This is a genomic window from Janthinobacterium sp. FT14W (assembly GCF_009208755.1).
Taxonomy (GTDB): domain Bacteria; phylum Pseudomonadota; class Gammaproteobacteria; order Burkholderiales; family Burkholderiaceae_D; genus Janthinobacterium; species Janthinobacterium violaceinigrum.
Map to the genome: position 1 here is coordinate 19,759 of NZ_WFLL01000047.1, position 25,022 is coordinate 44,780.

Below are 25,022 nucleotides of genomic sequence, written 5' to 3' on the forward strand. Positions count from 1 at the left end.
GTTTCCAAGGGCGCTCCTTATGCGGCAGCCTTGAAGGCCAGCAGCGGCGCGCCATCGGCTACCTGGTCGCCGACGGCGTACAGCACCTCTTCCACCAGGCCGTCGTGCGGCGCGGCGATCGTGTGCTCCATCTTCATCGCTTCCATGATGACCAGCGGTTCGCCCTTTTTCACGTCCTGGCCTTGGTTGACCAGCACGGCGACGACCTTGCCCGGCATGGGCGCCGTCAGGCGGCCGCCTTCCGCTTCCACTTCGCCCGCATGCGCCATCGGGTCGCTGTAATGCAGGGTGTAGTGCAAGCCGCTGGTAAACACGTGGAACTGCTCGCCGTCGCGCAGTACCGTGCCATGCACGGCGCGCTCGCCCAGCTTGATGTGCAGCTCGTTGCCTGTGCGCGCCGTCAAGCTGAGGGCCTGGCCGTTGAACAGCCAGCCATCCGTCTGGTAGGCGATGCGCGCGGCATAGGCCTTGCCGTCGCCGGCCTGGGTGAATTCATCGGCAAACGCCAGGCTGCGTGCCAGGGTGCTGTTCAAACGCCAGCCCAGGGCATTGCCCCACGGGTCGGCGCGATTGGCCGATTGCGCTTCGGCGGCCGCTTTTTCTTCCAGCAGCAGGGCGACGGACGCCAGCGCCAGGGCCGTGTCGGGCGCCGCCTGCAAGGCGGGGAACAGCGACTCCTGATTGCGTTCGATCAAGCCCGTGTCCAGGTCCGCGCTGGCGAATGCCTGGCCTTCGACCAGGCGCCTTAAAAAGGCGATATTGCTGGCCAGGCCCACGATCTGGTAGTCGGCCAGCGCCTGCGCCATGCGCGCCAGCGCTACGCGGCGGTCCGCGCCCCAGACGATCAGCTTGGCGATCATCGGGTCGTAGAACGGCGAAATGGCGTCGCCCTCGCGCACGCCCGAATCGATGCGCACGGATGCCGGAGCCACCGTGCCGCCCAGTTCGAACGTGACGGCCGACGGCGACTGCATGTGGCGCAGGGTGCCGATCGACGGCAGGAAACCCTTTTCCGGGTTTTCCGCATAGATGCGCGCTTCGATGGCGTGGCCGTGGATGGCCAGTTCATGCTGCTTTTTCGGCAGCGGCTCGCCAAAGGCGACGCGCAGCTGCCATTCCACCAGGTCCGTGCCGGTGATCATTTCCGTCACTGGATGCTCGACCTGCAGGCGCGTGTTCATCTCCATGAAGTAGAACGAACCATCCTGGTTGGCGATGAATTCCACCGTACCCGCACCCACGTAGCCGACGGCCTTGGCGGCAGCGACGGCCGCTTCGCCCATGGCTGCGCGGCGGTCGGCAGGCATGCCCGGCGCCGGCGCTTCTTCCAGCACCTTCTGGTGGCGGCGCTGCACCGAGCAATCGCGCTCGAACAGGTAGATGCAGTTGCCCAGGGTGTCGGCAAACACCTGGATTTCGATATGCCGCGGACGCGACAGGTATTTTTCAGCCAGCACCTTGTCGTCGCCGAAAGAGCTGATCGCTTCGCGCTTGCACGAGGCCAGGGCGGCCTTGAAGTCGGCGCTGTTGTCGATGACGCGCATGCCCTTGCCGCCGCCGCCGGCCGATGCCTTCAGCAGGACCGGGTAGCCGATCTTGTCCGCCTGGCCGTGCAAGAAGTCCGCATCCTGTTCCTCGCCATGGTAGCCGGGCACCAGCGGCACGTTGGCTTTTTCCATCAGCGACTTGGCGGCCGACTTGGAGCCCATGGCGCGCATGGCGGATGCCGGCGGGCCGATGAAGACCAGGCCCGCCGCATGACAGGCGTCGGCGAAATCCGCGTTTTCGGACAGGAAGCCGTAGCCGGGGTGGATCGCCTGCGCACCTGTCGCCAGCGCCACGGCGATGATCTTGTCGCCGCACAGATAGCTTTCCTTGGCCGGCGCGGGGCCGATCAGGACGGCTTCGTCGCACACGGCGACGTGCTTGGCGTTGGCGTCCGCTTCCGAATACACGGCGACGGTCTGGATGCCCATGCGGCGCGCGGTAGCGGCGACACGGCAGGCGATTTCGCCGCGGTTGGCGATCAGGATTTTAGTGAACATGGTCTCTCTCTTTGCAGCTCGTGGCTGGAAGTTTTTTTTGGGGGTCTGACCCGACGGGTCAGACCCCGGCAGGACAGACGTTGGGTTCTTGTTTAACCCAAAAGCAAAAGCTGGGGTCAGACCCGGCGGGTCTGACCCCGGTTGACTTCGATCAGCAGCCGCACTTCTCTTTCTGCACCGAGTCCAGCATGGCGCCGCGCGTTTGCAGACCCAGTTTATTCAACAGGGTGCGGTCGTCTTCCGCTTCCGGGTTGTCGGTGGTGAGCAGCTTGTCGCCGTAGAAGATGGAATTGGCGCCAGCCAGGAAGCACATGGCTTGCACGGCTTCGCCCATCTGGCGGCGGCCCGCCGACAAGCGCACGCGCGCCTTCGGCATGGTGATGCGGGCCACGGCGATGGTGCGCACGAATTCGAACGGATCGAGCGCTTCCAGGCCGTACATCGGCGTGCCCTCCACCTGCACCAGGTGGTTGACGGGCACCGATTCCGGATACGGATTCAGGTTCGCCAGCTGGGCGATCAGGCCGGCGCGCTGCAGGCGCGTTTCGCCCATGCCGACGATGCCGCCGCAGCATACCTTCAAGCCCGCTTCGCGCACGCGGCCCAGGGTATCCAGGCGGTCCTGGTATTCGCGCGTGGAGATGACGTTGTCGTAGAACTCGGGCGCCGTATCGAGGTTATGGTTGTAGAAATCGAGGCCCGCGTTTTTCAGGCGGTCGGCTTGTCCCTCTTCCAGCATGCCCAGGGTGGCGCAGGTTTCCAGGCCCAGCGCTTTCACCTTGCTGACCATCTCTTCGACTTTTTCCATGTCGCGCTCTTTCGGGCTGCGCCAGGCGGCGCCCATGCAGAAGCGCGTGGCGCCGTTGGCCTTGGCCTGGCGGGCTGCGTCGAGCACCGTGTCGATGTCGAGGATTTTTTTCGCTTCCACGCCCGTGTCGTAGCGGGCCGCCTGCGGGCAGTAGCCGCAGTCTTCCTCGCAGCCGCCCGTCTTGATCGACAGCAGGGTTGCCAGTTCCACGTCGCCGTCCGGGAAGTTGGCGCGGTGGGTTTGCTGGGCCTGGAACATCAGGTCATTGAATGGCAGGTCGAACAGGGCCAGTACGTCGGCGACGGGCCAGGTGGCCGCTTCCGGCACGGTGATGCGCGCCGCAGGGCGGTGCAGTTCGACGGTTTTTGCTGCTTCTTGGACGTGAGACATGGTGATTCCTTCGTTTCTATTTTTGGATACGTTCAGTTGTTTGGATGCTGCGCCGGCCAGTTGGGCAAGCCGGTGAAATCGAGATAGGCGGCCGCCGCTTCTGCGCTGGGCTGCGCCAGGCGCGGCACCCTGCCCAGCAGCGGCGCTGGAATGCGCTCGATCAGCGCATCGATATTTTCGTCGAGGAAGCGCATTTCCATTTCCAGGGTGTTGGCGACCCAGCCGACGACGCGCAAGCCGCGCGCTTCGATGGCTTCCACCGTCAGCAAGGCCTGGCTGATGCAGCCCAAACGCATGCCGACCACGAGGATCACGGGCAGGTCGAGCTGCTGCGCCAGGTCGGCCGAGTCGAAACCGGGCGACAGCGGCACGCGGAAGCCCCCCACGCCTTCGACCACCACGGCGTCCGAGGCGGCGGCGATTTCCAGGTAGGCGGCCAGGATGGGCACGGACTCGATGCTCACGCCTTCGAGCGCGGCGGCGATGTGCGGCGCCGCCGGTTCCTTCAGCATGTAGGGCGTGGTCAGGCTGCGCAGCATGGTGACGTTGCCGGCGGCGATCAGGCTGTCGGCGTCTTCATTATGCAGCTCGCCGTCGCGCATCTCGGCGCCGGCGGCGACAGGTTTCATGCCGCAGGCGCGCACGCCGCGCGCGACCAGCGCATGCAGCAGGGCCGACGACGTCAATGTCTTGCCGATTTCCGTGTCGGTGCCGGTGACGAAACAGGCAAAGTACGATGGCAGGCCGGTGGCGGCGGGCGCGGGCTGCACGGCCGGTGCCAGGTCCGCCAGCACCTCGGCCACGATGGGGTCATCAAGGCTCATGGCGAGTCCTTTCGAGGGTGTTGACTGCGTTGATCAATTGCGCCACTTCCTGCGCCGTGTGGCCGGCCGACAGGGTCACGCGCAGGCGCGCCGTACCTGCTGGCACGGTGGGCGGGCGGATGGCGCCGACCCACAGGCCCTGTTCGTACAGGGTGGCGGCGATGGCCATCATTTCCGCGTTGTCGCCGACGATGACGGGCTGGATGGCGGAGAGCGACGGCAAGGCTTGCCAGCGCTGCAGATGCAAGCCTTCGTTCCATTGCGCCACCAGCGCCGCCAGGTGGGCGCGGCGCTGCCGGCCTTCTTCGCCGGCGATGATGTCCAGGCTGGCCAGCAGCGCATGCGCGAGCGCGGGCGCTGCCGCCGTCGTGAAGATGTACGGGCGCGCCTTTTGTATCAGGGTGTCGATCACGGCTGCGTGGGCGCACACAAAGGCGCCGCCCACGCCGGCCGACTTGCCCAGGGTGCCCACATATACGAGGTAGGGCGAATGCAGGTCGAAGTATTCCAGTGCGCCGCGGCCGTTCTCGCCCAGCGCGCCGAAGCCGTGCGCGTCGTCGACCACCAGCCAGGCGCCGTGCTGCTCGCACAGGGCCAGCAGCGCGGGCAGCGGCGCCAGGTCGCCATCCATGCTGAAGACGCTGTCGGTGACGACGATTTTCGTCTGCGCCGTGCTGGCCGCCAGCAGGGCCGCCAGGGCGTCGAGGTCCGCGTGCGGATATACGCGCGTTTTTACGCGGGCCAGGCGCGTGCCGTCGATCAGCGAAGCGTGGTTCAGCGCTTCCGAAAAAATCTCGGTCTCCGCATCGCCCGCCGACAGGGCCGTCAGCACAGCTAAATTGGCCATGTAGCCGGTGCAGAAATACAGGGCGCGCGCGTGTTCCAGGTTGGCGCCCACGAACGCGGCCAGGCGTTCTTCCAGCTGCGCGTGGGCGCGGCTATGGCCGCTGATCAGGTGCGACGCGCCGCTGCCGGCGCCATACAGGTCGGCGCCCTCTTTCAGCGCGGCCACGATGCGCGGATGCGACGCCAGGCCCAGGTAGTCATTGCTGCAAAAGGCCAGCATGTCGCGCCCGTCCACCGTCAGGCGCGGCGCGCACGGCGTGTCGACGGTGCGCCGGCGGCGGATCAGGCTGCGCTCTTCCAGCCCCTGCAACTGCTGTTTCAAGCGGGTGAGCAGTTCCATTTCAGGCCCCGATCACATGATTGAAGACGGCCAGGGTCTGCTGGCCCAGGCCCGCGATTTCTGCGTCGTCGAGGATGTACGGCGGCATCAGGTAGACGGTGGAGCCGATGGGGCGCATCAACAGTTCGTGTTCCAGCGCCGTGCTGAAGAAGCGGCGCGAGAAATCGGGCGCCGCGTCGACGGCGTCAAACGCCCAGATCATGCCCTGCTGGCGGAAATTGTGTACTTTTTCATGCTGCGCCAGCGGCGCCAGCGCTTGCGTGATTTTGGCGGCGCGCACCCGGTTGGCCGCCAGCACATCGTCTTCCTCGAAGATGGAGAGCGTCGCCAGCGCCGCGCGGCAGGCCAGCGGGTTGCCCGTGTACGAGTGCGAATGCAAAAAGCCGCGGCGCACGTCGGTGCTGTAGAACGCCTGGTAGATGTCTTCGCGCGTCATCACCAGGGACAGGGGCAGGTAGCCGCCGCTGATGCCTTTCGACAGGCAGACGAAGTCGGGCCAGATGCCGGCCTGTTCGCAGGCAAAGAAAGTGCCCGTGCGGCCGCAGCCGACGGCGATTTCATCGAGGATCAGGTGCACCTGGTAGCGGTCGCACAGGGCGCGCACCAGCGACAGGTACAGCGGGTCGTGCATGGCCATGCCGGTGGCGCATTGGACCAATGGTTCGATGATGATGGCGGCGATTCTGTCGGCCTTCTGCTGGAACAGCTGTTCCACTTCAAAGGCCGCGCGGCGCGCCACGTCCTGCGCCGTTTCGCCTTCGGCCGCCTGGCGGAAGTCGGGCGACATCACCGTCTGCGTTGCCCGCAGCAGGGGGCCATAGGCATCCTTGAACAGGGCCACGTCCGTGACGGCCAGGGCGCCGATGGTTTCGCCGTGGTAGCTGCCTTTCAAACAGACGAATTCCTGCTTGTCACCCTTGCCGCTGTTGCGCCACGCGTGAAAGCTCATTTTCAGGGCGATTTCCACGGCCGAGGCGCCGTCGGACGCATAAAAACTGTGACCCAGCACGCCGCCGGTCAATGCGGAGAGTTTTTCCGACAGCGCGATCACGGGTTCATGCGTGAAACCGGCCAGCATCGCGTGTTCCAGCCGGTCCAGCTGGTCCTTCAGTTCCGCATTGATGCGGGGATTCGCATGGCCGAACAGGTTCACCCACCAGGAGCTGATGGCGTCCAGGTAGCGTCGGCCTTCGTGGTCGTACAGCCAGGCGCCGCGGCCATGGCTGACGGGGATGAGGGGAACCGTCTCGTGATGCTGCATCTGCGTGCACGGATGCCACACGCTGCGCAGACTGCGTTCGACCCAGCCCGATTGTTTTTCTGCTTTCAAAACTGCTCCAATGAATATTCTTAGTCCATGCGCTAATCCATGAGCCAGCCCGGCTTGCGCTTGTCGAGGAACGATTGCACGCCTTCGCGTCCCTGCTCCGAGGCGCGGATCTGCGCGATGCGCTCGGCGGTGTCCAGCAGCAGCGCATCGTCGACGGGTTGGCCGACGATTTCGCGCACCAGCGTTTTCGCTTGCGCCACGGCGTGCGGGCTGTTGCCCGTCAGCGCTTTCAGCACTTCGGCGGTTTTCGCGTCCAGTGCGTCGCCAGCGACTACCTCGTGGGCAAAGCCGATGCGCAGCGCCTCTTGCGCGGAGAATCGCTCCGCGGTCAGGAAATAGCGGCGTGCCGCGTTTTCGCCCATGGCCTTGATGACATACGGTGAAATAGTGGCGGGAATCAGTCCCAGCCGCACTTCGCTCAGGCAGAAATGCACGTCTTCCGCAGCCAGAATGATATCGCATGCGGCGACGAGGCCCATGCCGCCCGCATAGCAGTCGCCCTGGATCTTCGCCACGACGGGTTTCGGACACAGGTAAATCGTGCGCAGCATCTGCGCCAGCTGCAGCGCGTCGGCCTGGTTTTCGGCATGCGTGTAGCCTGCCATCTTCTTCATCCAGTTCAGGTCCGCGCCGGCGCAGAAGGCGGCGCCATTGGCCGCCAGCACGATGGCGCGCACCATGTCGCTGCGTCCCAGTCCCTCGAAGGCGCGCGCCAGTTCGGCGATCGTCGTCTCGTTGAAGGCGTTGCGCACGTCGGGGCGGTTCAGGGTCACGGTGGCGACATTGCCCTCGATGACCAGTTTCAAGGTTTCAAATTCCATGGTTTTCCCCCTTCTTTACATGCGGAATACGCCGAACTTCGTGTCCGGGATTTCCGCGTTGAGCGCGGCCGACAGGCCCAGGCCCAGCACCATGCGGGTGTCGGCCGGGTCGATCACGCCATCGTCCCACAGGCGCGCGGTGGCGTAGTACGGGTGGCCCTGGTGTTCATATTGATCCTTGATCGGCTGCTTGAAGGCCGCTTCCTCGTCCGCGCTCCATGCGCCGCCCTTGCCTTCGATGCCGTCGCGCTTGACGGTGGCCAGCACGGACGCGGCCTGGTCGCCGCCCATGACGGAAATGCGCGCATTGGGCCACATCCACATGAAGCGGGGTGAAAACGCGCGGCCGCACATGCCGTAGTTGCCGGCGCCGAAGCTGCCGCCGATGATCACGGTGAACTTCGGCACGCTAGCCGTCGCCACGGCCGTGACCATCTTCGCGCCATTGCGGGCGATGCCTTCGTTTTCGTATTTGCGGCCCACCATGAAGCCCGTGATGTTTTGCAGGAAGACGAGCGGGATCTTGCGCTGGCAGCACAATTCGATGAAATGCGTGCCTTTCAAGGCCGACTCGGAGAACAGGATGCCGTTGTTGGCGATGATGCCGACTTTTACGCCATAGATGTGCGCGAAGCCGCAGATCAGGGTGGTGCCGTAGCGGGCCTTGAATTCGTCGAAATCGCTGCCGTCGACGATGCGCGCGATCACTTCCCTCACGTCGAAGGGCTTGCGCGTATCGACGGGGATCACGCCATACAGTTCCTGCGTCGGGTATTTGGGCTCGGCGGATGCGCGCAAGTCCATCTGCTGCGGTTTTTTACGGTTCAGGTTCGAAACGATGGTGCGCGCCAGCGACAGCGCGTGCAGATCATTCTGCGCCAGGTGGTCGACCACGCCGGACAGGCGCGTGTGTACGTCGCCGCCGCCCAGGTCTTCGGCCGTCACCACTTCACCGGTGGCCGCTTTCACCAGCGGCGGGCCGCCGAGGAAAATCGTGCCTTGCTCCTTGACGATGATCGATTCGTCGCTCATGGCCGGCACATAGGCGCCGCCCGCCGTGCAAGAACCCATCACCACGGCGATTTGCGGGATGCCCTTGGCCGACAGGTTCGCCTGGTTGTAGAAGATGCGGCCGAAATGGTCGCGGTCGGGGAAGACGTCGTCCTGGTTCGGCAGGTTGGCGCCGCCCGAGTCGACCAGGTAGATGCAGGGCAGGTTGTTCTGGTCGGCGATTTCCTGGGCGCGCAAATGCTTCTTCACCGTCATCGGGTAGTAGGTGCCGCCCTTGACGGTGGCGTCGTTGCAGACGATGACGCATTCCTGGCCCGAGACCCTGCCGATGCCCGTGATGATGCCGGCGGATGGCGCCGCATCGACGCCCTTGGCGTCCTGGTACATGGCGTAGGCCGCCATCTGGGAAAACTCGAGGAAGGGCGTGCCGGGATCGAGCAGCATCTGCACGCGGTCGCGCGGCAGCAGCTTGCCGCGCGCCAGGTGCTTGGCAGCGGCTGCCTCGCCGCCGCCGGCCGCGATTTTCTCGACCTTGTCGCGCAGATCGTCGACGATGGCTTGCATGGCCGCGGCATTGGCCTTGAAATCTTCACTGCGCGGATTGAGTTTGCTTTCGATGTGCGGCATTGCGGTTCCTTTTTATTATCGCCCGGTCTCTCGGGTCGCGCTATTCGGGAAAACTGCCGTCGAGATAAAACCAGCGCAGGGCGCCATCGCCGCGCTGGTCCGCCTCGCGCACGAAGCGGCTCACTTCATGCAGGCGGTGCGCGCGGCCGTTGACCTTGTAGCGGGCCACGAATTCCACGCTGTCGCGGTATATCTCTTCGGCTTGATCTGCTGATTCTGCTTTACGTTGACGTAAACGTAAAGCAGATTTTACCTCAAGTCCCAGCCAGTGGACTTTTTCTTCTTCGGCAAACAAGGCATCGGCGGGACAGGTGCTGGCATGCCAGGTGGCGCGCAGATACGCTTCATCGCGCAGAGTAAACGCCGTGTAGCGCGAGCGCATCAGGGTTTCGGCCGTGGGCGGCACGGCATCGCCCGCGATATACGGGCCGCAGCAGCTGGCGTAGGAGGCGCCGCCACAGGGGCAGGCGGCAGATTTCGGGGGTGTGGGCATGCGCTGGCTATCAGGAACGGAAAAAGGGAACAGGAAAGTTCCGCAATTATCCGTCATAACGGCGGCGCCGGTCGCCGCCGCTGCCCGTCCGCCTATTTGCGCGGGCTGAGGAAGTCCAGCGCGAACGGCGGCGCCTTGCCGGCCATGAGATCGGCCAGGATGCGCGCCGTGCCGGCGGCAAAGGTAAAGCCCAGCGGGCCATGGCCCACGTTCAGCCACAGGTTCGCGTATTTGCTGGCGCCCACCAGCGGCGCGCTGTTCGGCGTGGCGGGGCGCAGGCCGGCCCAGGCCGTGGCCTGGTCGTAATCGGCGCCGTGCGGCATGGCTTCGCGCGCCAGCCGCGTCAGGCCCGCGATGCGGCCCCAGTCGATGCTGTTGTCGGCGCCCACCATGTCGACCATGGCGGCCACGCGCAGGTCGCCCTTGATGCGCGCATACAGCACCTTGCGCTCGAAATCCGTGATGCTGATCTCGGGCGCCTGGTCCTGCGCGCGGATGGGCGCCGTCAGGCTGTAGCCTTTCAGCGGATACAGGGGCAGGTAAATCCCCGCCGTGGCAGCCAGGTCGCGGCTCTGGATGCCGGCCGCCAGCACATAGTGATCCGCCTGCAACAGGCCCAGGCTGGTGTCGACGCCCGTGACCTTGCCCTTGTGCGTGACGAGACGGCGCGCCTCGCCTTTCAACAGGAGCGAACAGTTCGGATGCTGCAGCAGGCGCGCTTCCAGCGCCAGGCAAAAGGCGTGGCAATCGGCCACCGCCTCGCCCTGCGTGAAAATGCCGCCGGCCAGGGCGCCCTGCAGGGCCGCCAGCGCCGGTTCGCGCTGCACGGCTTCAGACGGCGACAGGACCAGGCGCGCCTCTTCCGATTCCGGCCGCGCCACGGCCCGCTGAAAGATGGCCGGCGTGCGGTAGACGATGAGCTTGCCCGCATCGCGCCAGGCATATGCTTCCGGCGGCACCGTCAACTCCAGCTGGGCCATGCCGGCGCGGCTCAGTTCGCCCAATTGCAGCAGCTTGGCCGTCGTGCGGGCATTGCTGGCGCTGTTGCAATTGCGCAAGAAACTGGCCATCCAGCGCCATTGACGCCAGTCCGCTTCGGGGCGGAAGCGCAGCGGACCGTCTTTCTGCAGCAGCCATTGCAGGGCCTTGAAGGGCACGCCCGCATCGGCCAGCGGCGCCACATAGCGGTAGCTGAGCTGGCCGCCGTTGCGGTAGCTGGCGGCAATCGCCACTTGTTCGTTGCGTTCCAGTACAGTGACCTTGTACCCGGCCTCGGCCAGCCACCAGGCCGATGTCAGACCGACGATGCCGCCGCCGATGATGATGACTTGTTGCTGCATGTTGCCTCGCTGCGTTGCGCTCCCATGGTGCGGGAGCATTCGGGAAGAGCTTAGAGGCTGGCCGCCAACGCAGCCAATGAAACATCATGGTGCAGCCATAACTTTCAGGAATGCACCATTTCAATGCAAGGATTGATTGTTGGCAATCGCACCACGGTATAGCGCGGTGAGTATCCGTTCTTCGCTGCGCCCCATGGCGGAATACGTGCCCGCATGCTGCGCGGGATCGCTGCCCGTGCCGCCCACCAGCATCACCATGCCGTTCCGGTTCTTGAAATCGAGCACGAAGGCGGAGACCAGGCCATACGCGTCGCCCAAATGGCCCACGGCCGTGAAGCTGGCGCCCTCGGCCAGGCCATTGCCCTGCCCCGCTACCGCATCGAACTGCTGGTTGCCCAGGCCCCAGGCGCGGTACAGGCCCCGCTCGCTGTCGCCATTGCCGGCGTCTGGCGCCAGCTGCCATTGCCTGCCAAACATCAGCGCGATGCTGGCCGGCTGCAGGAGCTGCCGATGCTGGTAGCGGCCACCGTCGAGCAGCATCTGCATGACCTTGCCAAGATCAGCGGCGGAGATGCGCAAGCCGCCCGTGGGACTGAAGACGGTGGCGTTGCTGCCGATCGCATAATGCGCCAGGCCGGCCGGCGCATTGGGCGCGCGCGCGTGAAAATCGTCGGCCTGGGCGATCCAGGGACCTGCCGGCCGCCACACTTCCGTGTCCAGCGTGCGCTTGCGGTACAGGGTGGCCGTATTGGCCACCTCGTCCGGGGAGAAGGCGGCCGGGTTGTAGCCGCCGCGCAGATCGAGGGGATCGAGCAGCAGGCGCCGCATCAGCAAGTCGAAGCGCTCGCCCGTGACTTTTTCCATCACGGTGCCGATCACGCCCCAGTTCAGGTTGGCATACGTGAAATAGCGGCCCGGCGCCGCGGCTGCATCCCACATGAGGTCGCCGCCAGCCGTAAACACGTCGCGCAAGCTGCGCTCGGGCCCCCAGGCATAGCCGCCCGCGTCGCGCAAGGAGGAAGTGTGGCTGAGCAGGCTGCGCAGGGTCAGCGGCTGCTGGGGAAAGTGCGGGTTGCGCAGGGAAAATCCCAGATAGACGCCCACGTCCTGGTCCAGGCTCAGCTTGCCCTGCTCGACCAGCCGCATCAGGCCCAGGGTGGTCATCATCTTCGAAACGGAAGCGATGCGGAACAGGGTGGCCGGCGTCACGGGCAAGCTGTCCGCCGGCGTGGCGCCCATGTGCCGGTAGCCGAATTGCTGCTGATACGACACCTTGCCCTGGCGGATGGCCAGCACGGACAGGCTGGCCAGCGGGTGGGCCGGGTCGTCGACGATGGCGGCCAGCGTGGCATCGAGCGCGCGTTGCTGGTCGCTGCCGCTGCCGGGCGGTGCGGCCAGCGCGGTCCAGGTTGTGCCCAGTAGCAGCAAGCCCAGCAAACCCGTCATTTTATTGTGCATGTTTCCCTGTGTCGCAGTGTGGTGGAGGCGCCACCAGCATAGGCCGGGATGGTTTGCGACGCTAATGAAAATTGCTTATTTATCTATAATGCAAAGCTATACGTACGGTAAAACATTGTTTTTTTAAGTGTATAACCGTTATTTATGGTCATTTTCCATTTATTCATGGGTGGACGGGCTACGCGCAGGCGCCATCGCTATTACACTAGGAGGACAAGGAGAACTGTATGAGCCAGACCAGCGTAGAACTCAAGGTCGATTTAAATGACAATTCGCCTTTATATATGCAGATCGCCCGCAAGCTGAGCGATGACGTACGCAACGGCCGCTACCAGGTAGACCAGGCCCTGCCATCCGAACGTACCCTGTCCGAACTGCTCGACGTATCGCGCGTGACTGCCCGCAAGGCCATCGATCAATTGGTCGAGCAAGGCCTCGTCGTGCGCCGCCGTGGGTCGGGCAACTATATTGCCCCGCGCATCGAGCAGCCGCTGTCGAACCTGTCGAGCTTTTCCGAGCAGCTGCAGCAGCGCGGCTACCGCCCCGGTTCGCGCTGGCTCAAGCGCGATGTCGTCATCGCCAGCAGCGATGAACAGCTGAGCCTGGGCCTGGCGCAGAATACGAAAGTGGCGCGCCTGGAGCGCCTGCGCCTGGCCGACGACGTGGTGATGGCCTATGAAGTGAGCGTGCTGCCATTCAGCGTGGTGTCGGACCCGGGCGCCGTGGGCGATTCCCTGTACGAATACTTGAGCAGTATCAAGAAGGCCCCCGTGCGTGCCTTGCAGCACATCCGTGCCATGAATGCGACGGACGTGCTGGCCAAGCAGCTGGGCATCCCCGATGGGCAGGCCGTGCTGTTCATCACGCGCATCGCCTACCTGGAGTCGGGCGAAGCGGTGGAACTCACGCATTCGTATTGCCGCAGCGATCATTACGACTTCGTGGCGGAAATGCGCCGCGCCCCGTAAATCTATTGTTCGAGCAGGCGGATCATGGATTGCGCCACGCCGACGGACGACTCCCAGCTCATGCCCGTCACGAGCCTGCCGTCGACCTCGACGTGACTCTTGCCGCTTGCGCCGTGCCTGAATATGCCGCCATGGCCCTTGATGCTGCCTTCTGCCGAGAAGGGATAGGCCTTGTATACCGGCGATTCCTTGTTGATAAACGCATCGGGGAATGAAGTGAGTACCTTGCCCTGGATGAGGAAAGTACCGTCGCTGAGTTTCAGATTCTTGATGCCCTCGGTGCCATGGCAGATGGCCGCGATCACCCCGCCTTGTTGTTCGTAGATACGCAAGGCGATGTCCTGCAGCGGCTTGTTGTCCGGGATGCCGACGATGGCCGCACCGCCGCCGACGAAAGCCATGCCTGCATAGTCGTCTGCCCTGACCTCGGAGACGGGCATGGTATTGGCCAGTGCCCACATGAAATCACTGTCGTACAGATGCTTCTTGAGCAGCGCGTCCGACGTGACGATCATTTCCAGGGGAATGGCGCCGCCCTCGGGACTGACGAAGTCGACCGCGTACCCTGCTTTGCGAAACGCATCATAGGTATACGCCAGTTCGGGAAAATTATTGCCTGCGTTAACCTTTGTACCGGGATATTGATGCACATTCGACACCACCAGCAGCACCTTGCGTGCCTGGCGCGGGGCTGCAGGCTCCCGATCTGCCGACTTGCTGACGATCTTCCAGTTGCCGGCGATCTTTTTCAAAAGAAACACATCCACATAGCGGACCCCTTGTTGGGGAATGTGGATCTCGGCCTTGGCGGTGGCCACCTTGCCGCTCACCTCTACCTTGATCAGTCGCCCGTGGCGCCCATTGAATTGCATTGCTTTCTCTTGGGAAAAGAGTTTGGCGTATTCGGGACCGCTCAACTCCCATTCCGCATCGTTTTTACCGTCCAGGTAAAGGCGGGAGCTTGCATGGAAGGCCTGGTTGATCTCGCTCTGCACGTTGAAGCTGGTGCCATGCAGATACAGGCGCACGGTCTCCCGGATGGCATTTTCATCCTGGTCTGCGGTTGCGGCGGTGCCGGCAGCGGTGATGCTTAACAAGCAACAGGCGAGTACCGTTCGCAATAAAAACTGAATCATGGCTATACCTTCGAATGAAGAATGACGTTTATCGGAGCAACGACCGATGCTGATCGCTGGTGCTCGATAATTTATCGAAGTGGCGGGGAATTGATGTCGCCAAACATGATTTCAGACTCCGGAATGGCGATTCCGGAGCGGTCTTACGCGGAAATGGCCCTGGCCGCCTGGCTGGATTGGGCGCGGAAACTGGCGGGAGTCTGGCCAGCCACTTTCTTGAAGGTCGAGTAGAAGGTGGAACTGGAATTGAACCCGCAGCGCTCGGCAACGGTATCCATGTTCAATTGTGGCTCGTCCGTCAATACCTGTTTCGCTTCGGCGATACGGTATTCGTTGACGTAGGTAGTGAAGCTCTTGCCCAGCTTGTCATTCAGTACCTGCGACACCTGCGCCTGCGTGCATCCCGCCCGCTTGGCAAGTTGGGCCAGGGTCAGGTTCGGATTCAGATAGGATTTCTGCCCGCTCATCTGTTGTTCCAGCGCGGCGAGCACGGCAAGCGTATCTTCGTGTGCCAGGCGGTTATTCTGGTACTTCTGCCTGGGCTCGGATGGTGCCAGGCTTTCTTTTCTCAGCAGAAAGACCATGACCGCCACATGCAGCGAGAAGGTGAACGACAAGGCGCCGACAATATAGGACGTGAACGGCGTGCTCGCGTACGCCGCCAGCATGACACAGCTGCCTGCAAAGACGCTCAGCAGGAGCACGCTGCTGGTAGCCATCCGCTGTCCCTCGTTCAACCATGCACGGCGGCTTTGCCAGAGCAGCCTGGCGCTTGCCAGCAGGTAGCCTAGCCAGAACACATGAATGGCATGACTCGACAGGTTCCACACAGAGCGGTACGCGGAATATGGAAAGGCAACGCCTATGCCGATCAGCAGGAAGGACAAGCCCAGATGCCAGCGCCATTGTTGTCCCGCAGGCAGTTGCGCGAGCCCGGCGATGAAAGCGCGCGCATAGAGATAGGTCAGGGGACCGATCAGCAGGCAGGCCGACAGGCCCAGCTGACGGAATTCGATGGCGATCGCCGGGTTGAAGTAGAGGAAGGCGGATTTGGCGGTGCGCACCCCGACGGCAAGCAGCAAGGCGCCCAGCATGCAATCGGCCAGGCAGCGGGGCCGGCGGCTGAAAAAATAGACGGCCAGGAAAATGCCGTTGATGGCGCCAAGGGCGCTAAACAGGAACAGCAATTGGCGAGCGATCATGGGCGTGTCATTGAGTATGGCGTCGAACCGAAGTATAGACACAAACGGGTCTGAAAGTTGCCTCAGGGCCACTGAATGAACAAATTCAGGAAGCGGTTTACCGCCGCATCGAAGTCCGGCTAATCCGCCACGTTCCTGCAGCGGCCATAAACTCCCGTTATGCCCGCCTGCCATCCTTTCATGGTTGATCCCGCTCTTTGGTATTAAACTGGTTTCACCTTCAACCATGTTCGAAAATCATGTTGAAAACTGAAACCCCGAGCCGGCGGCATCCGGATCTGGACCTGTATCCGGTAGAGCAACTGGTGGCGGCGCTGGTCGATGACCAGTTCTGGGCCGTCGAAGCCGTGCGGCTGGCGTCGCCGCAGATCGGGGCGGCCATCGCGGCTGCCCTGCCCCGTATCGCTGCCGGCGGACGCCTGCTGTACGTGGGCGCGGGCACGTCGGGCCGCCTGGGCGTGCTCGACAGCGTTGAATTGAATCCCACGTTTTCCTGGCCGCCCGAGCGGGCCGTCGCCATCCTGGCTGGCGGCACGGGCGCCATGTTCACGGCTGTCGAAGGGGCGGAAGATGATCTGCAGCAAGGCGAGCGGGATTTGCTGGCCCTGCAGCCGCAAGTCAATGACGTGGCGATCCTGCTGGCCGCGTCCGGCGCCACGCCGTATGTGCTGGGGGCGCTGCTGGCCGCGCGCAAGGCCGGCGCCCTGACCATCGGCATCGCCAACAATGTGGACGCTCCCGTGGCGCACGAGGCGCAATGCGGCATCGTGCTCGATACGGGCACGGAAGTCATTTCCGGCAGCACCCGCCTGAAAGCGGGCACGGCGCAAAAAATCACCCTCAACACGATTTCCAGTGCCTTGATGGTCGGTTTGCATAAAACTTACGGAAACTTGATGGTAGACTTGAAGCCGACCAACGCCAAGCTGATCTGGCGGGCGGTGCGTCTGACCATGCATGCCACCGGCGCCAGCGAAGTGCAGGCCAGGACCGTGCTGGAGCAATGCCAATTTCACGTCAAGGTGGCAATTGTTGCCTTGATCAAAAAAATCAACACAAACCAGGCACAGGCATTGTTGGCCGGCGCGGACGGCAGTGTGCGGGCGGCACTGGCGGCGTGATCCGATGGCGCGGCATTCTTCTGCCTGGGAGACCAAGAAGGATGTATGGAGCTAGTGAAACAAACCGCCCCGGCGCGCGCGAAGAACCCGTGGCTGTGGATCCCCTCCCTGTATTTCGGCCAGGGTATCCCGTATGTCGTGGTCATGACCTTGTCCGTGATCATGTACAAGAACTACGGCTTTTCCAATACGGATATCGCGCTGTATACGAGCTGGTTGTACTTGCCCTGGGTCATCAAGCCCCTGTGGTCGCCCTTCATCGACATGTACCGCACCAAGCGTTTCTGGATCGTCGGCTTGCAGTTGGTGATCGGCGCCGCGCTGGCGCTGGTGGCCCTGACGACGTCCCTGCCCCATTTTTTCCAGATCAGCCTGGCCATCTTCTGGCTGATGGCTTTTAGTTCCGCCACGCATGATATTGCCGCCGACGGCTTTTATATGCTGGGCCTGGAAGAGCACCAGCAGGCCGCCTTTGTGGGCGTGCGCAGCACGTTCTATCGCCTGGCCATGATCGCCGGCCAGGGCGGCCTCGTGTATCTGGCTGGCTATCTGACGCATGCGACGGGCAATGTGCAGCTGGCCTGGTCCGTTGTGTTCGCCATTCTGGCGGGCCTGTTCATCGCCCTCTTCCTGTACCACTATTTCATTTTGCCCAAGCCCAAGGATGACCGGCCCAGCATCCAGGACGCCGGTGTGTCTCCGTTGCAGGAATTCGTCGCCACGTTTGCCGCCTTCTTCAGGAAGAAAGATATCCTGGTCATCCTGGGCTTTTTGCTGTTGTTCCGCCTCGGTGAAGCGCAATTGCTGAAACTGGCCGCGCCTTTCCTGCTCGACCCCGTCGCCAAGGGTGGCCTGGGCCTCAGTACCGAGGATGTGGGCCTCGTCTATGGCACCATCGGCGTGATCGCCCTGACCCTGGGCGGCTTGCTGGGCGGCTTCATCATTTCCCGCTTCGGCTTGAAACGCTGCCTGTGGATCATGGTGCTGTCCGTCCACTTGCCCGACCTGGTCTTCGTCTACCTGGCCACGGCCTTGCCTAGCAGCATCTACGTGATCGCCGGTGGCATTGCGTTGGAACAATTCGGCTATGGCTTCGGCTTCGCCTCGTATATGTTGTACATGATCATGGTGTCCGATGGCGCGCATAAAACGGCCCATTACGCCATCTGCACGGGCTTCATGGCCCTGGGCATGATGTTGCCGGGCATGGCCAGCGGCTGGATCCAGCAAATGCTCGGCTACCAACACTTCTTCATCTGGGTGTGCATCGCCACCATTCCCGCTTTCATCATGGCCGCGCTGGTCAAGATCGATCCCGAATTCGGCAAGAAGGCCGAGGCCTGATTCTTTTGAACTGTGCGCCCGCAAGGATGGCGGGCGCACAGTAAAATGCCCCACCGATAGACCTGCGCTCCACCACTGCAAGGAATTGTTTTGTTGTCTACTTTTAAAAAACGCCTGGGCGCCAGCGCCGGCGTGCTGGCCGCGCTGGCCACCGCCACATTGCTCAGCAGCTGTACCAGCACCAAGATGCCTTCCGCCGTGACGCCAGGAGAAGCGGGCTTGCCGGCCGTGCCGCCCGTGCAGCACATCACGGGCGAAGTGCCGCCGCCGGCGCCGCGCGAGTTCCGCGCCGCCTGGGTGTCGACGGTAGCCAATATCGACTGGCCCAGCCGCAGCAATTTGCCGGTCGCCAAGCAGCAAGCGGAAGCGCTGGCCATCCTCGACCGCGCCAAGTCCTTGAATCTGAACGCGATTGTGCTGCAGGTGCGGCCCAGCGCCGACACGATTTATCCTTCGCAGCTGGAGCCGTGGTCGGAATACCTGACCGGCAAGCAAGGCCAGCCGCCATTGCCCCTGTATGACCCGCTGGCCTTCTGGGTGGCCCAGGCGCATGCGCGTGGCCTGGAATTGCACGCCTGGTTCAACCCCTACCGGGCCCGCCACGCGACGGCCAAGTCGCCGCTGGCACGCGACAGTTTCGCGTCCACCAACCCGGCGTCCGTCAAGCAGTACGGCCGCTACCTGTGGATGGACCCGGGCGACGCCGCTGCCTCCCGGCACACGACAGACGTGGTGCTGGACGTGGTGCGCCGCTACGATATCGATGGCGTGCACATCGACGATTACTTTTATCCGTATCCGATCGACGCGCCTGGCGCGGGCGCCGGTGCGGAAACGGCCGCGCTGGACGCGGGCAGTGGCGGCGCCAAGCGCGAACTGCCGTTTCCCGATGAGCCTTCCTGGCAGCAATATCTGCTGGCCGGTGGTCAGCTGGACCGCGCTTCCTGGCGCCGCCAGAACGTCAACCAGCTGATTGAAGCCTTGTATACAGGCATCCACCGCGAAAAGAGCTGGGTGCGTTTCGGCATCAGTCCGTTCGGCATCGGCCGTCCGGACCGCCGCCCTGCCGGCATCGTCGGCTTCAGCCAGTACGACAAATTGTATGCGGATGCGGAACTGTGGCTGGCCAAGGGCTGGCTCGATTATCTGTCGCCGCAGCTGTACTGGCCCGTGGCGCAGGCGCCGCAGGCGTTTGGCGTGCTGCTCGACTACTGGCTGGCGCAAAATCCGTATGGCCGCCACGTGTGGCCGGGTCTATATACGAGCCGGATCGACAATTCCGCCAAGTCCTTCACGCCGCAAGAGATCATCAAGCAGATCGAAGTGACGCGCACGCGCCCCGGCGCGAATGGCCAGGTGCATTTCAGCATGGTGCCGCTGATGCAGAACCGCAAGGGTGTCAGCGACCAGCTCAAGGCGACCGTGTATCAAAGCCCCGCCCTGATTCCCGCCACGCCGTGGCTGGGCAAGGAGGCGCCCGCGACGCCCGTGCTGGCCTTGCGCCGCGATTCCACCAGCCTGAACGTCAAATTGGCGGCGGGCGGTGGCAAACCCGTGGCGCAGTACGCCGTCTGGGCCCGCTACGGCGAAGACTGGCGCTTTACCGTGGTCACGGGCGTGCAAGGCGAGCTGACCCTGGTTGATGATGCCACTGGTAAAGTCAATGCAGTGGTCGTCAGCGCCGTGGACCGCCTCGGCAATGAAAGCCCCCGCGTGACCGTGCGCGAACCGTTTACGACGGCTGCCAAGTAACTTTGCCGTATCACCGGTAGTCCATAACCTGCAGGCATGAAACATGCGCAAGCTTTCATGCCTGCAAGCCCAGCTTGGCTTTACACTCATGCCATGATTTCCTTCCCTACAGCCAAGAATGCAGCGCCCGTGCTGGGCCTGGGCATCGACGCGGGCGGCACGCAGACGCGCTGGGCCCTGGCCACCGTGGACGGCGCCATCGTGGCCGACGGCGCCGTGGAAGGCTTGTCTGCCTTGCAAATGAGCAGCGACGCGGGCCGCGCAGCCGTGCACGCCACGTTTACCCGGCTGTGCCGGGCCGTTCTGGCCATCGGCCAGCCCCGCGCCGTGGTGGCGGGCTTGACGGGTTTTGGCGGCGACGATGCGGCGCTGGCGCCCATGCTGGCAGAGTTGCTGGCGCTGGACGCCAGCAACGTGCGCTTGGGCAACGATATCGACATCGCCTATCGCGACAGTTTTGAACCGGGCGAAGGTTATCTGGTCTACGCTGGTACGGGCTCGATTGCTGCCTGGATCGATGCGGATGGCGTGTTTCACCGCGCGGGCGGGCGTGGCGTGCTGCTCGACGACGGCGGTGGCGGCTACTGGATCGCGCGCGAAGCCTTGCGCCACATCTGGCGCGGCGAAGACGAGGCGCCCGGCAGCTGGCAAGGCTCGCCCATGGCCCAGGCCGTTTTTGCGCGACTGGGCGGCAGCGACTGGTCGCTGTCGCGCGCCTTCATGTATGGCCAGGACCGGGGCGCCATCGGCCGGCTGGCCCTGGCCGTGGCCGCCAGTGCGGATGCCGACCCGCTGGCGCTGGACATCTTGCAGCGTGCGGGACAGGAACTGGCGCGCTTGGCGCTGGCCCTGACGGCGCGCTACGGTCCCCGTCCCGTGGTGCTGGCGGGCCGAGCGGCGCAATTGCACCCGGCCATCGCGGCAGCCATGCGCGCCGCTTTGCCTGTATCGTTGACGATGGAGCAAAAAGTTGCTTGTTCGCATGAGGCCGCGGCCAAGCTGGCAGCGAGGACGGCCAGCTTGTATGCTGGCAAAGACTGACTATTTTATTAACCCGAACACGGATCTTTCATGAAAAAAATCGCCCTCGCGCTGCTGGTGGCCCTGCTCTCCGCCTGTACCACGCCCGCGCCGCACCTCGACCATAGCTTGAATGCGCGTAGCCAGAGCCCGCGCGTGAAATTCATCGTCATCCATTACACGGTCAGCGACCTGCCCCGCTCGATCAAGATCCTGACGGAACAAGTGGTCAGCAGCCATTATTTGCTGACCGACACGGACAAGCCGAAGTTTTACGTGCTGGTCGACGAATCGCGCCAGGCCAATCACGCGGGTGTGAGTAACTGGAAGACGTATACACAGTTGAATGTCAGCTCGATCGGTATCGAGATTGTCAACCCAGGCTACAAGGACACGCCGGAAGGCCGCCTCTGGTATCCATTCCCGCAGGCACAGATCGATGAGCTGATTCCCCTGTTGAAAGATATCCAGGCGCGCTACAACATCGCGCCGGAAAATATCCTGGGCCACAACGAAATCGCCCCGCAGCGCAAGCAGGATCCGGGCCCGTTGTTCCCATGGCGCCAGCTGGCCGATGCGGGCCTGATCGTGTGGCCGGACGCCAACCGTGTCGCCACGCAGCGCCTCATTTTTGATCAGCAGGTGCCGGATGCCGTCTGGTTCCAGAAAAAACTGGCCCAGCATGGCTATGCCACGCCGACTACGGGCGTGTTCGACGAAGCGACGCGCAATGTGCTGATTGCTTTTCAGATGAAATACCGCAACAAGTTGTTCGATGGCACGCCCGATGGCGAAACGGCGGCCCTGCTGGAAGTACTGACGACGCCGGCCCCGGCTGTTGCAACAAAGTAGCATGGCCGTTCCAGCCCATGACTTTTTCTTATATGCTGAACATGGACGGCCCTGGTGGCCACGGCAAGGTAAAGGAATAGCTCATGCGGCTGCGTCATATCGAAGTATTTCACGCCATCATGCAAGTTGGCACCATCAGCGGCGCGGCCCAGGTGTTGCATATCTCGCAACCGGCCGTGACCAAGGTCTTGCAACATTGCGAATTGCAACTGGGCATGCCGCTATTCGAGCGCGTGCGGGGCAAGCTGTACCCGAAGCCCGAGGCGCACCGTTTGTTTGTCGAGACGGAAAAACTCAACCGCGATTTATTGGGCATCCGCCGCCTGGCAGCCAGCCTGAAGGGCCATGCGGTGGAAACCATCCGCCTGGTGTCCACGCCGACGCTCGCCATCAGCGTCTTGCCGTTCGCCATGACGGAATGGCGGCGCGACTTCCCTCACACGCGTTGCCAGCTGGCTACCCACCACACGGGCGAGATCGTCAATACCCTGCGTCTGGGGGAAGCGGACTTGGCCGTGTCGCTGCAAGACCCGCGCCATCCGGGCATCGTGGCCGAACCGATCGCGCAGGGCGTCATGACGGTGATCGCGCCTGCCGGCACCTGGCATGCTGCCGATTGCGGCACGCCGTTGACGGCGCATGGCCTCAACGGCGAGCTGATCGGGCATGCCGACAACGATCCGCTGGGCGAACTGGTGGTGGCCGCCTGCGAGGCGCAGGACATTCATCCCGTGTTTTCCACCGTGGTGCAGACCTATCAAATTGCCCGTTCCTTGGTGGAAGCGGGCGCTGGCATGGCTGTGGTCGACCCATTCACGGCTGCGTCCGGCTCACCCGAGCGGCTGCAGCGCCGGCCTTGGGCGCCCACGATACCGATCCAACTGTATTTATTGACGGCGAGCCACTCGCCGCTGTCGCATGGCGCGCGGCGCCTGGCCGACAGCATCGGCGTGGCGGCGCGCAACTGCCTGGAAAGAGGAGTCTGATGTCTGTTGCAAGTTTGCAATTGGAAGCGGTCGGCAACGATCCGCAATTTCGCCACCTGAGCAGCATCGCCGGCATCGCCGTCGACTTGCGCTACGCCACGCCCGACAATTTCGTGGGCCGCGACTTATACAGCCCCATCGATTGCGCCTGGCTGCACCGCGATGCGGCCTCCGCACTGGAAAAGGCCGTGGCCTGGCTGGCCGCGCAGCGCCCCGATCATCATCTGCTGGTGCTCGACGCCCTGCGCCCGCAGCGGGTGCAGCAGCAATTGTGGGATGCGCTGCAGGGAACGGAGCTGCTCGGCTATATCGCCGAGCCGTCGCGCGGGTCGATTCACTCGTTCGGCATGGCGCTCGACATCACCATCGTCGGCCCCGACGGACAGGAACTGGATATGGGCACGGGTTTTGATGATCTAAGTGAGCGCTCGCACCCAGCGCTGGAGCTGGTTTTGCTGGAGAAGGGGGAAATTATGGAGGAGCATGTGGCGCATCGCCGATTGCTGCGCGATGCCATGTTCCAGGCGGGCTTTTTCGGCATCAACAGCGAATGGTGGCATTTCGATTGCGGCGACCGGGTGCTGGTGCGCCAGACCTACACCCGGGTACTCTGATCAGAAGACCTGTAAACCTTTCAGCATCACGATCAGGATCAGCACGGGCGAGACAAAGCGCAGCAGGAACAGCAGCACATGCGCCAGGGTTTTATTTTGCAACTGGCCGTGATTGCTGATCGCCTCGATGAAATGCTGCTTGCCCCAAGCCCAGCCTGTAAACAAGGCAATCGCAATGCCGCCCACGGGCAGGAAGATATTCGACGAGACAAAGTCGAACAGATCAAACATATTCAAATTGAACAGCTTGAAATCGGCCAGGCTGCTGTTACTGAGGGCGCACACGGAACCGAGCACGGCCAGCAGCAGCATGGTCACGATGGTGGACTTGGTGCGCGTCCAGCCGAAGCGTTCATGGAAAATCACCACGGGCACTTCCATCAGCGACAGCATCGCGCCCGTGGCGGCCACGGCGGCCAGGATGAAGAACACCACCATCAGGGCTTGTCCCATGGGAATTTGCGAAAACACGGCGGGGATGGTGATGAACACCAGCGACGGTCCCGCACTGGGGGCGAAGCCAAACGTGAATACGGCGGGGAAGATGGCGATACCGGCCAGCATCGATACACCGAGGTCGGCCGCCATCACGCGCAAGGTGGTCACGGGGATATTCTGGTCATCGCGGAAATAGCTGCCGTAGGTCATCATCGTGCCCATACCGACAGACAATTTGAAGAAGGCCAGGCCCATGGCCGTCAGCACGACGGACGCCGTCAGCTTGGAAAAATCGGGGCGGAACAAAAACGCCAGGCCTTCGCCCGCTTTATCGAGCGACAGGCTGACCGCGCAGAGCAGCAACAGCAGCAGGAACAGCAGCGGCATGAGTTTCTTGGCGATCGCTTCGATGCCCTTGGTCACGCCCAGCATCAAGATGCCGCCGATAAACAGCAGCACGCCCCATTGCCAGAACAGCGATTGCCAAGGATTGCTGATCAGGGAGGCGAAGGCCGCTTCCGTCACCAGCTTGTCGCTGCTGAGGATGGAGCCGTCGATGGCCTTGGCGATATAGGCAAACACCCAGCCCACCACTTCCGAGTAAAACGCGACGATCAGGAAGGCGGCGACCATGCCGATGAAGCCGACCAGCCACCAGGGCTTGCCCTTCGGTGCCAGCTGTTCCATGGTGGAAATCGGGTTGACCTTGGCGCGGCGCCCCAGGGTGATTTCCGCGATCATCACGGGCAGTCCTACTAATAAGGTAGCGAGCAGATAGATGAGCAGGAAGCCGGCGCCGCCATTGGCACCCGTCAGGTAAGGGAATTTCCAGATATTGCCGAGACCGACTGCGGAACCGAGGGTGGCGGCGAGCACGCCGAAGCCAGTGGTAAAGCCAGCTCGTTTCAGGGGCAGGCCTGATCCTTGAGCTTGTTGTTTCATGGTGAATCTTCTATGGATGGACGCGGATTTGCGCTGAGGGGGCGAAATTGTAGCAGTTGGCCGCAAATACCCGGGAAAAGCCTTGCTTCTACAGGGACGCTTTGCTATAGTTCGCCTCCCCAATGAGACGCACTGGTTTGCGGCACAAAAGGGACAGCCTTCCGGGGCTGGGTAGTAAAAAGAAGGTGTTGACGATTGTGCTGAAATGCTTCATACTCTTCCTTCTTCGCAGCTGACAAACACAACGCTTTGTCGATAGCGCGAAAGCAGTAAATAAGCAGTACCGAATACAGTTCTTTAACAATTAACAGTCG

Annotated in this window: 22 protein-coding genes; 8 read left to right on the top strand and 14 right to left on the bottom strand. The window is 63.0% G+C overall.

All coding sequences use genetic code 11. The features are described from left to right. Positions 1-17 precede the first annotated feature (17 nt). The 10 genes from GCN74_RS29745 to GCN74_RS23770 form a co-directional block, all read right to left on the bottom strand. Complete coding sequence (locus GCN74_RS29745) at positions 18-2,045, bottom strand: acetyl/propionyl/methylcrotonyl-CoA carboxylase subunit alpha (RefSeq protein WP_152258946.1); 2,028 nt, start codon at positions 2,043-2,045, stop codon at positions 18-20. A gap of 151 nt (positions 2,046-2,196) precedes the next feature. Continuing rightward, the gene (bioB, locus tag GCN74_RS23730) at positions 2,197-3,243 is read right to left on the bottom strand and encodes a biotin synthase BioB (RefSeq protein ID WP_152258947.1); all 1,047 of its coding nucleotides are present in this window, start codon (positions 3,241-3,243) and stop codon (positions 2,197-2,199) included. Between the two features lie 32 nt (positions 3,244-3,275). Further along, complete coding sequence (bioD, locus tag GCN74_RS23735; protein ID WP_152258948.1) at positions 3,276-4,067, bottom strand: dethiobiotin synthase; 792 nt, start codon at positions 4,065-4,067, stop codon at positions 3,276-3,278. Further along, the gene (bioF, locus tag GCN74_RS23740; protein ID WP_152258949.1) at positions 4,057-5,253 is read right to left on the bottom strand and encodes an 8-amino-7-oxononanoate synthase; all 1,197 of its coding nucleotides are present in this window, start codon (positions 5,251-5,253) and stop codon (positions 4,057-4,059) included. Before bioF ends, bioD begins: the two co-directional genes overlap by 11 nt. A 1-nt stretch (position 5,254) precedes the next feature. After that, a complete protein-coding gene (gene bioA / locus GCN74_RS23745) occupies positions 5,255-6,583 on the bottom strand; it encodes an adenosylmethionine--8-amino-7-oxononanoate transaminase (RefSeq protein WP_152258950.1) in 1,329 nt (442 codons plus the stop codon). A gap of 32 nt (positions 6,584-6,615) precedes the next feature. Further along, positions 6,616-7,404, bottom strand: coding sequence for an enoyl-CoA hydratase/isomerase family protein (locus GCN74_RS23750; protein ID WP_152258951.1), 789 nt, complete (start codon positions 7,402-7,404; stop codon positions 6,616-6,618). A gap of 15 nt (positions 7,405-7,419) precedes the next feature. Further along, positions 7,420-9,042, bottom strand: coding sequence for a carboxyl transferase domain-containing protein (locus GCN74_RS23755; protein WP_152258952.1), 1,623 nt, complete (start codon positions 9,040-9,042; stop codon positions 7,420-7,422). 40 nt (positions 9,043-9,082) lie between these two features. Beyond that, entirely contained in the window at positions 9,083-9,535 is a 453-nt protein-coding gene (locus GCN74_RS23760; protein ID WP_152258953.1) for a YchJ family protein, read from the bottom strand. A gap of 92 nt (positions 9,536-9,627) precedes the next feature. Beyond that, complete coding sequence (locus GCN74_RS23765; protein WP_152258954.1) at positions 9,628-10,914, bottom strand: D-amino acid dehydrogenase; 1,287 nt, start codon at positions 10,912-10,914, stop codon at positions 9,628-9,630. An 81-nt stretch (positions 10,915-10,995) separates the two neighbouring features. Further along, entirely contained in the window at positions 10,996-12,333 is a 1,338-nt protein-coding gene (locus tag GCN74_RS23770) for a serine hydrolase domain-containing protein (RefSeq protein ID WP_152258955.1), read from the bottom strand. A gap of 227 nt (positions 12,334-12,560) precedes the next feature. On the opposite strand from GCN74_RS23770, the gene GCN74_RS23775 reads away from it, so the two are divergent. After that, positions 12,561-13,301 (top strand): GntR family transcriptional regulator, encoded by a 741-nt coding sequence (locus tag GCN74_RS23775; RefSeq protein ID WP_152258956.1) that lies wholly within the window; start codon positions 12,561-12,563, stop codon positions 13,299-13,301. 2 nt (positions 13,302-13,303) lie between these two features. On the opposite strand, the gene GCN74_RS23780 is transcribed toward GCN74_RS23775, so the two are convergent. After that, positions 13,304-14,437, bottom strand: a complete 1,134-nt coding sequence (locus GCN74_RS23780) for a nuclear transport factor 2 family protein (RefSeq protein WP_152258957.1) — start codon at positions 14,435-14,437, stop codon at positions 13,304-13,306. A gap of 143 nt (positions 14,438-14,580) precedes the next feature. Then, on the bottom strand, positions 14,581-15,639 hold the full coding sequence (locus GCN74_RS23785) for a helix-turn-helix transcriptional regulator (RefSeq protein ID WP_193317226.1): 1,059 nt from the start codon (positions 15,637-15,639) through the stop codon (positions 14,581-14,583). Between the two features lie 239 nt (positions 15,640-15,878). On the opposite strand from GCN74_RS23785, the gene GCN74_RS23790 reads away from it, so the two are divergent. The 7 genes from GCN74_RS23790 (at position 15,879) to GCN74_RS23820 (ending at position 23,328) form a co-directional block, all read left to right on the top strand. Next, a complete protein-coding gene (locus GCN74_RS23790; protein WP_152258959.1) occupies positions 15,879-16,760 on the top strand; it encodes an N-acetylmuramic acid 6-phosphate etherase in 882 nt (293 codons plus the stop codon). Between the two features lie 45 nt (positions 16,761-16,805). Beyond that, positions 16,806-18,104 (top strand): MFS transporter, encoded by a 1,299-nt coding sequence (locus GCN74_RS23795; protein ID WP_152258960.1) that lies wholly within the window; start codon positions 16,806-16,808, stop codon positions 18,102-18,104. A gap of 90 nt (positions 18,105-18,194) precedes the next feature. Then, complete coding sequence (locus tag GCN74_RS23800; RefSeq protein ID WP_152258961.1) at positions 18,195-19,856, top strand: glycoside hydrolase family 10 protein; 1,662 nt, start codon at positions 18,195-18,197, stop codon at positions 19,854-19,856. Between the two features lie 93 nt (positions 19,857-19,949). Next, positions 19,950-20,897, top strand: a complete 948-nt coding sequence (locus GCN74_RS23805; protein ID WP_226939188.1) for a BadF/BadG/BcrA/BcrD ATPase family protein — start codon at positions 19,950-19,952, stop codon at positions 20,895-20,897. Between the two features lie 30 nt (positions 20,898-20,927). Then, on the top strand, positions 20,928-21,728 hold the full coding sequence (locus tag GCN74_RS23810) for an N-acetylmuramoyl-L-alanine amidase (RefSeq protein WP_152258963.1): 801 nt from the start codon (positions 20,928-20,930) through the stop codon (positions 21,726-21,728). An 83-nt stretch (positions 21,729-21,811) separates the two neighbouring features. Continuing rightward, positions 21,812-22,714: a LysR family transcriptional regulator gene (locus GCN74_RS23815; protein ID WP_099408255.1), complete on the top strand. Its 903-nt coding sequence runs from the start codon at positions 21,812-21,814 to the stop codon at positions 22,712-22,714. Next, positions 22,714-23,328: a M15 family metallopeptidase gene (locus GCN74_RS23820; protein ID WP_152258964.1), complete on the top strand. Its 615-nt coding sequence runs from the start codon at positions 22,714-22,716 to the stop codon at positions 23,326-23,328. Before GCN74_RS23815 ends, GCN74_RS23820 begins: the two co-directional genes overlap by 1 nt. Here GCN74_RS23820 and GCN74_RS23825 read toward each other — a convergent pair whose 3' ends face one another. After that, positions 23,329-24,708: a sodium-dependent transporter gene (locus GCN74_RS23825; RefSeq protein WP_152258965.1), complete on the bottom strand. Its 1,380-nt coding sequence runs from the start codon at positions 24,706-24,708 to the stop codon at positions 23,329-23,331. It abuts the gene before it with no gap. Between the two features lie 104 nt (positions 24,709-24,812). Then, positions 24,813-25,022: hypothetical protein (locus GCN74_RS29395; protein WP_226939189.1), on the bottom strand; the 210-nt coding region annotated here is incomplete at its 5' end.

What these genes read in the sequence shown, in the direction of transcription:
- GCN74_RS23815 (WP_099408255.1), top strand. Translation starts at nt 21,812, where the DNA reads ATGCGGCTGCGTCATATCGAAGTATTTCACGCCATCATGCAAGTTGGC.
- GCN74_RS23810 (WP_152258963.1), top strand. Translation starts at nt 20,928, where the DNA reads ATGAAAAAAATCGCCCTCGCGCTGCTGGTGGCCCTGCTCTCCGCCTGT.
- GCN74_RS23770 (WP_152258955.1), bottom strand. Translation starts at nt 12,333, where the DNA reads ATGCACAATAAAATGACGGGTTTGCTGGGCTTGCTGCTACTGGGCACA.
- GCN74_RS23775 (WP_152258956.1), top strand. Translation starts at nt 12,561, where the DNA reads ATGAGCCAGACCAGCGTAGAACTCAAGGTCGATTTAAATGACAATTCG.
- GCN74_RS23750 (WP_152258951.1), bottom strand. Translation starts at nt 7,404, where the DNA reads ATGGAATTTGAAACCTTGAAACTGGTCATCGAGGGCAATGTCGCCACC.
- bioF (WP_152258949.1), bottom strand. Translation starts at nt 5,253, where the DNA reads ATGGAACTGCTCACCCGCTTGAAACAGCAGTTGCAGGGGCTGGAAGAG.
- GCN74_RS23790 (WP_152258959.1), top strand. Translation starts at nt 15,879, where the DNA reads ATGTTGAAAACTGAAACCCCGAGCCGGCGGCATCCGGATCTGGACCTG.
- GCN74_RS23765 (WP_152258954.1), bottom strand. Translation starts at nt 10,914, where the DNA reads ATGCTCCCGCACCATGGGAGCGCAACGCAGCGAGGCAACATGCAGCAA.
- GCN74_RS29745 (WP_152258946.1), bottom strand. Translation starts at nt 2,045, where the DNA reads ATGTTCACTAAAATCCTGATCGCCAACCGCGGCGAAATCGCCTGCCGT.
- GCN74_RS23805 (WP_226939188.1), top strand. Translation starts at nt 19,950, where the DNA reads ATGATTTCCTTCCCTACAGCCAAGAATGCAGCGCCCGTGCTGGGCCTG.
- bioD (WP_152258948.1), bottom strand. Translation starts at nt 4,067, where the DNA reads ATGAGCCTTGATGACCCCATCGTGGCCGAGGTGCTGGCGGACCTGGCA.
- GCN74_RS23820 (WP_152258964.1), top strand. Translation starts at nt 22,714, where the DNA reads ATGTCTGTTGCAAGTTTGCAATTGGAAGCGGTCGGCAACGATCCGCAA.
- GCN74_RS23760 (WP_152258953.1), bottom strand. Translation starts at nt 9,535, where the DNA reads ATGCCCACACCCCCGAAATCTGCCGCCTGCCCCTGTGGCGGCGCCTCC.
- GCN74_RS23795 (WP_152258960.1), top strand. Translation starts at nt 16,806, where the DNA reads ATGGAGCTAGTGAAACAAACCGCCCCGGCGCGCGCGAAGAACCCGTGG.
- bioB (WP_152258947.1), bottom strand. Translation starts at nt 3,243, where the DNA reads ATGTCTCACGTCCAAGAAGCAGCAAAAACCGTCGAACTGCACCGCCCT.
- GCN74_RS23785 (WP_193317226.1), bottom strand. Translation starts at nt 15,639, where the DNA reads ATGATCGCTCGCCAATTGCTGTTCCTGTTTAGCGCCCTTGGCGCCATC.
- GCN74_RS23755 (WP_152258952.1), bottom strand. Translation starts at nt 9,042, where the DNA reads ATGCCGCACATCGAAAGCAAACTCAATCCGCGCAGTGAAGATTTCAAG.
- GCN74_RS23780 (WP_152258957.1), bottom strand. Translation starts at nt 14,437, where the DNA reads ATGATTCAGTTTTTATTGCGAACGGTACTCGCCTGTTGCTTGTTAAGC.
- GCN74_RS23825 (WP_152258965.1), bottom strand. Translation starts at nt 24,708, where the DNA reads ATGAAACAACAAGCTCAAGGATCAGGCCTGCCCCTGAAACGAGCTGGC.